Raw genomic sequence first — 5,173 nt, 5'->3', positions numbered from 1 at the left:
GAAGAACGGCGAAGGCCAGCCGATCACGACCGCGCAACTGCCGAGCGGCCTCGGCCTGAAACTCGGGATGACGAACGACCGCTACCGCTCGCTCGTCTATTTCACGCGCGACATCGGCTACAGCAAGCCCGCACAAGCGACCGACTACCTCGAGTTCTACTGGGCCGACTGGCTGCGCGCGCAGCCTGGCACGTTCGCGCTGGCGAACTATGACCTCACGCGCGGCGGCACGACCGATCCCGACCCGGCGAAGGCCGACACGGGCTACCTGAATGCGGTCTGGAATGCGTCGACGCGGATGGTCGCGGCCACCGACCCCGTGATCGACGGCAAGACGGGCGTCGACCTCGGGCGCGCCGATGCGATCAACAGCGGGAAGAAATACAGCAAGGGGGAATTCGACAAGCTGCGCCAGCCGATCACGGCCGACAAGCCCGGCAAGATCGCGTACGCGCTCGACTACAAGACGCGCCACGCGCTGCCGCAGTAAGCGTAAGCGTCACGCAGTAAGAAGGCGAACCCCGGGGCCGGCCATGCCGCACGGGGCTGGCGTGCTCAGAGTACCTTGCGGTACCCGTCGTCATCGTCGCTCGCGGCTTCGAGATGCGACACGTCGGCCCACCGCACGACTTGCGCGCGGCCATCGACGTAATCGACGACATTGATGCTGGTGTTGAGCAGCTGATAGGTACGCGGCGCCGACAGCTCGATCCCGTTCGCGAAGCGATACACGCAATCGAGCACGCCGCCGTGCGCGACGCACGCGATCCGGCCGCCCGGATGCGCGGCGACGATCGGTTCGAGCGCATGCAGCACGCGGTGATAGAACTCACGCTGCGACTCGCCACCCTCCGGCGCGAAGCCCGGGTCGCGTGTCTGCCACGCCGCATACGCGTCCGGAAACAGCGCCTCGATCTCGGTGCTGTCGTGCCCCTGGAACGCGCCGTACGAGCGTTCGCGTAACCCTTCGCGCAGCAGCAGCGGCAACCCGAGCGCATCGGCGAACGGTTGGGCGGTCTGTTGTGCGCGCATCAGGTCGCTCGAATACACCGCGTCGATCCGCGCGCCATCACGTGCCTCCCGCGCGAGCCGCGCCGCCAGCCGCTGCGCCTGCGCGAGCCCCGTGTCGGCCAACGGGATGTCGATATGCCCCTGGATGCGCTTGATGCGGTTCCAGGCCGTCTCGCCATGGCGGATGAAAAGAATCTGCGTGGTGGCCATCGCGGCGCGCCTCCGGGAAAGAATCAGGGCCGCACTTGCAGCCAGAACGTCACGGGGCCGTCGTTGACGAGCGACACCTGCATGTCGGCGCCGAACTCGCCCGTCTCGACGATCGGGTGCCGCGCCCGCGCGGCCGCGACGAAATAGTCGAACAACCGCGCGCCTTCGTCGGGCGGCGCGGCCGGCGTGAAGCTCGGACGCAGCCCGCTGTTGGTATCGGCCGCCAGCGTGAACTGCGACACGAGCAGCAGGCCGCCCGCGCGGCCTTCGCCGTCGATGTTCGATACCGGCAGGTTCATCTTGCCGGCTGCGTCGCTGAACACGCGGTAGCCGAGCAGCTTCGCGAGCAGCTTGTCGGCCGCGGCCTCGGTATCGCCGCGCTCCGCGCAGACCAGCGCGAGCAGGCCCGCGCCGATCTCGCCCGTCGTGCGGCCGCCGACGCGCACGTCGGCACGCGTCACGCGCTGGATCAGCGCGATCATGCGGTCAGCGTGACGCGCGCGAAGCGGCGCTTGCCGACCTGCACGACGAACTCGCCGGCCTCGACCTTCAGGCCCTTGTCCGACACGGTCGCGCCGTCGATCTTCACGCCGCCCTGCTCGATGTTGCGCAGCGCTTCGCTAGTCGACGGCACGAGGCCGGCCTGCTTCAGCAACTGACCAATCGCCAGCGGCGCACCGGCCAGCGTGACCGACGGAATGTCGTCCGGCACGCCGCCCTTCGCGCGGTGGTTGAAGTCGTCGAGCGCGCGCTCGGCGTCGGCCTGCGAGTGGAATCGCGCGACGATTTCCTGCGCGAGCAGCACCTTGAAGTCGCGCGGATTGCGGCCGCCCTCGGCCTCGCGCTTGAAGCCGGCGATTTCATCGAGGCTGCGGAACGACAGCAGCTCGAAGTAACGCCACATCAGCGTGTCCGAGATGCTCATCAGCTTGCCGAACATGTCGGTCGGCTTCTCGCTGATGCCGACGTAGTTGCCCTTCGACTTCGACATCTTCTCGACGCCGTCGAGGCCTTCGAGCAGCGGCATCGTCAGGATGCACTGCTGTTCCTGGCCGTACTGCTTCTGCAGTTCGCGGCCGACCAGCAGGTTGAACTTCTGGTCGGTGCCACCGAGTTCGAGATCGGCGTTCAGCGCGACCGAATCGTAGCCCTGCATCAACGGGTACAGGAATTCGTGGATCGAGATCGGCACGCCGCCCTGGAAGCGCTTCGTGAAATCCTCGCGCTCGAGAATCCGCGCGACCGTGTAGCGCGACGCGAGCTTGATCATCCCGTCCGCGCCGAGCGGCATCGACCATTCGCTGTTGTAGCGGATCTCGGTCTTGTCGCGATCGAGCACGAGCGCGGCCTGCTCGAAGTAGGTCTTCGCGTTCGATTCGATCTGCTCGCGCGTGAGCGGCGGGCGGGTCGCGTTGCGGCCCGACGGATCGCCGATCAGCGACGTGAAATCGCCGATCAGGAAGATCACCGTATGGCCGAGATCCTGCAACTGGCGCATCTTGTTCAGCACGACCGTATGGCCGATGTGGATGTCCGGTGCGGTCGGATCGAGGCCGAGCTTGATGCGCAGCGGCGTGCCGGTGGCTGCGCTGCGCGCGAGCTTCTGCGCGAACTCTTCCTCGATCAGCAGCTCGTCGACGCCGCGCTTCGTGACGGCGAGCGCATGCCGGACTTCGTCGGTGATCGGGAAAACGGGCTTGGAACTGGGTTCGGTGCTCATCGGTGCCAGGAAGAATGTCGCAAAAACAGGGATTTTCCCATAACTTGCGCGCGCATCGCTTAACGACGCGTCACGTTGCGCGGATAATCGGGCGCAAGGCGCGCGGCACCGGCCCGCGCCGCACGATCCAGGAGAACCCAACGTGCCGCAACGACAGCCGCAGCCTGCCCATCCGGCAGACGGCATCTATTTCGGGCTGATGTCGGGAACCAGCATGGACGGCGTCGACGGCGTCGCCGTGCGTTTCAAGGCCGGCCGCGCGCCGGTCGTGCTCGCGGAAGCGTTCGTCGGCTTCGCGCAATCGCTGCGCGACGCGTTGTTCGCGCTGCAGCAGCCCGGCGACAACGAGATCGACCGCGAATCGCTCGCCGCGAATGCGCTCGTCGCGCGCTATGCGGTGTGCTGCCATGAATTGCAGCGCACGGCCGGGCTGTCGCGCGACGAGATCCGCGCGATCGGCGTGCACGGCCAGACGGTGCGCCATCGCCCCGAGCGCGGCTATACGCGCCAGCTCAACAATCCGGCGCTGCTCGCGGAGCTGACGCAGGTCGACGTGATCGCCGATTTCCGCAGCCGCGACGTGGCCGCCGGCGGTCACGGCGCGCCGCTCGCGCCCGCGTTCCATGCGACGGTGTTCGGCGCGCCGGGCGAAACGCGGGTCGTCTGCAATCTCGGCGGGATCAGCAACATCACGATCCTGCCTGGCGCGGACGGCGACGTGCGCGGCTTCGACTGCGGCCCCGCGAACGCGCTGATCGATGCCTGGGCGACCCGCCACCTCGGCAAGCCGTACGACGACGGCGGGAAGTTCGCCGCACGCGGCACCGTACAGGCATCGCTGCTCGACGCCCTGCTCGACGAACCGTATTTCACCGCGCCGCCGCCAAAGAGCACCGGACGCGATCTGTTCAATCCCGCATGGCTCGACGCCAAGCTCGCCGCGTTCCCGCAAGTTGCACCGGAGGACGTGCAGGCCACGCTCACCGCGCTCACCGCCGTATCGGTGGCGCGCGAAATCGCGCAGCACGCACCGGGCTGCAAGGCCGTGTTCGTCTGCGGCGGCGGCGCACGCAATCCGGTACTGCTCGACGCGCTCCGGCACGCGCTGCGCGAGGCCGGCGTGCCGGCCGCGGTCGACACCACGGCCGCACTCGGCGTGCCGCCGCAGCAGGTCGAAGCGCTCGCGTTCGCGTGGCTCGCGTACCGCTTCACCGCGCGCCAGCCCGGCAATCTCGCGACGGTCACCGGCGCAGCCGGCAACCGCGTGCTCGGCGCGCTCTATCCGCGCTGACGCGATATCCGCCGCGCGGTAAGCGCCACAGGGCGAGCGCGCATAAAAAAACGGGGCATGAAGCCCCGTTTTTCATTCCGGCGAACCGGCGCGGATCTGCCGTGCGCTCAGACCGAGAACGACGAACCGCACCCGCAGGTGGTGGTCGCGTTCGGGTTCTTGATCACGAACTGGGCGCCGTTGAGGTCGTCCTTGTAGTCGATCTCGGCGCCGACCAGGTACTGGTAGCTCATCGAGTCGATCAGGAGCTGGACGCCGTTCTTGTTCATCACGGTGTCGTCCTCGTTGACTTCCTCGTCGAACGTGAAGCCATACTGGAAGCCCGAGCAGCCGCCACCCTGCACGAACACGCGCAGCTTCAGGTCGGGATTGCCCTCTTCGTCGATCAGTTGCTTGACCTTGTCGGCTGCGGCGTCGGTGAAGACGAACGGCAGCGGCATATCGGTCGTCGTTGCTGCGGTTTCGGTAACAGCGTTCATTCGAACTCTCCAAAAAGCTTTAGCCGCTATTGTAGGGCCGATCAGAAGATCGTGCTGATGTCCATGAAATCAATAGGTTCTTGTCGATTTCATCAAACGCGCCCGCGCGGGCGGCGGCCGCAGCGGCCCGGGTGCGGGTAGTCAGCGGGCATAAAAAAACCGCCAGCGTGAAAGCTGGCGGTTTTTTCGGCGGACGCCGCTCGAAAGCGGCGAGGCCATGAAGCGGAATTAACGCTTCGAGAACTGCTTTGCGCGGCGTGCCTTGCGCAGACCGACCTTCTTACGCTCGACTTCACGCGCATCGCGCGTGACGAAGCCTGCGCTCGACAGCGACGGCTTCAGCGTCGCATCCGTAATAACTTCGTATAGCATACATTATACGAAGTTATACGAGCTATTACACGGAAACGGCACTGATCGCCGAACTGCTCGGCGCGCACGAGGTGCCGCGTTCGCGCGCCG

The 5,173-nt window shown here is 66.6% G+C and carries 6 protein-coding genes and 1 pseudogene; 2 read left to right on the top strand and 5 right to left on the bottom strand.

The features are described from left to right. Positions 1 to 490: ParB/Srx family N-terminal domain-containing protein (locus tag JMF90_RS23190; protein ID WP_201325470.1), on the top strand; the 490-nt coding region annotated here is incomplete at its 5' end. A 65-nt stretch (positions 491 to 555) separates the two neighbouring features. Here the strand turns inward: JMF90_RS23190 and JMF90_RS23185 are convergent. From JMF90_RS23185 to tyrS, 3 genes are read right to left on the bottom strand one after another with little or no spacing between them, the layout of a single operon-like run. Next, a complete protein-coding gene (locus tag JMF90_RS23185) occupies positions 556 to 1,221 on the bottom strand; it encodes a histidine phosphatase family protein (protein WP_011544596.1) in 666 nt (221 codons plus the stop codon). Positions 1,222 to 1,244: 23 nt separating this feature from the next. After that, positions 1,245 to 1,703 carry a D-aminoacyl-tRNA deacylase gene (gene dtd, locus JMF90_RS23180; protein ID WP_011544595.1) on the bottom strand — a complete coding sequence of 153 codons (459 nt, stop codon included), beginning with the start codon at positions 1,701 to 1,703 and terminating at the stop codon, positions 1,245 to 1,247. Beyond that, a complete protein-coding gene (gene tyrS / locus JMF90_RS23175; RefSeq protein ID WP_078040660.1) occupies positions 1,700 to 2,941 on the bottom strand; it encodes a tyrosine--tRNA ligase in 1,242 nt (413 codons plus the stop codon). The genes dtd and tyrS overlap by 4 nt, the downstream gene beginning before the upstream one ends. 142 nt (positions 2,942 to 3,083) lie before the next feature. Here tyrS and JMF90_RS23170 point away from each other — a divergent pair, with 142 nt between their 5' ends. Continuing rightward, positions 3,084 to 4,232: an anhydro-N-acetylmuramic acid kinase gene (locus tag JMF90_RS23170; protein WP_078040659.1), complete on the top strand. Its 1,149-nt coding sequence runs from the start codon at positions 3,084 to 3,086 to the stop codon at positions 4,230 to 4,232. 107 nt (positions 4,233 to 4,339) lie between these two features. On the opposite strand, the gene erpA is transcribed toward JMF90_RS23170, so the two are convergent. Continuing rightward, a complete protein-coding gene (gene erpA, locus JMF90_RS23165) occupies positions 4,340 to 4,711 on the bottom strand; it encodes an iron-sulfur cluster insertion protein ErpA (RefSeq protein ID WP_006476903.1) in 372 nt (123 codons plus the stop codon). Between the two features lie 228 nt (positions 4,712 to 4,939). Next, a pseudogene (rpsI, locus tag JMF90_RS23160) lies at positions 4,940 to 5,062 on the bottom strand (30S ribosomal protein S9); the annotation flags it as partial. Between the last annotated feature and the right edge of the window lie 111 nt (positions 5,063 to 5,173).

The organism is Burkholderia sp. E168m23 (genome assembly GCF_016586125.1).
GTDB lineage: Bacteria > Pseudomonadota > Gammaproteobacteria > Burkholderiales > Burkholderiaceae > Burkholderia > Burkholderia orbicola.
This window is presented reverse-complemented; position numbering and strand designations above follow the sequence as displayed.

Excerpts from the sequence above, each read along its gene's own strand:
- tyrS (WP_078040660.1), bottom strand. The coding sequence starts at position 2,941 with ATGAGCACCGAACCCAGTTCCAAGCCCGTTTTCCCGATCACCGACGAA.
- erpA (WP_006476903.1), bottom strand. The coding sequence starts at position 4,711 with ATGAACGCTGTTACCGAAACCGCAGCAACGACGACCGATATGCCGCTG.
- dtd (WP_011544595.1), bottom strand. The coding sequence starts at position 1,703 with ATGATCGCGCTGATCCAGCGCGTGACGCGTGCCGACGTGCGCGTCGGC.
- JMF90_RS23185 (WP_011544596.1), bottom strand. The coding sequence starts at position 1,221 with ATGGCCACCACGCAGATTCTTTTCATCCGCCATGGCGAGACGGCCTGG.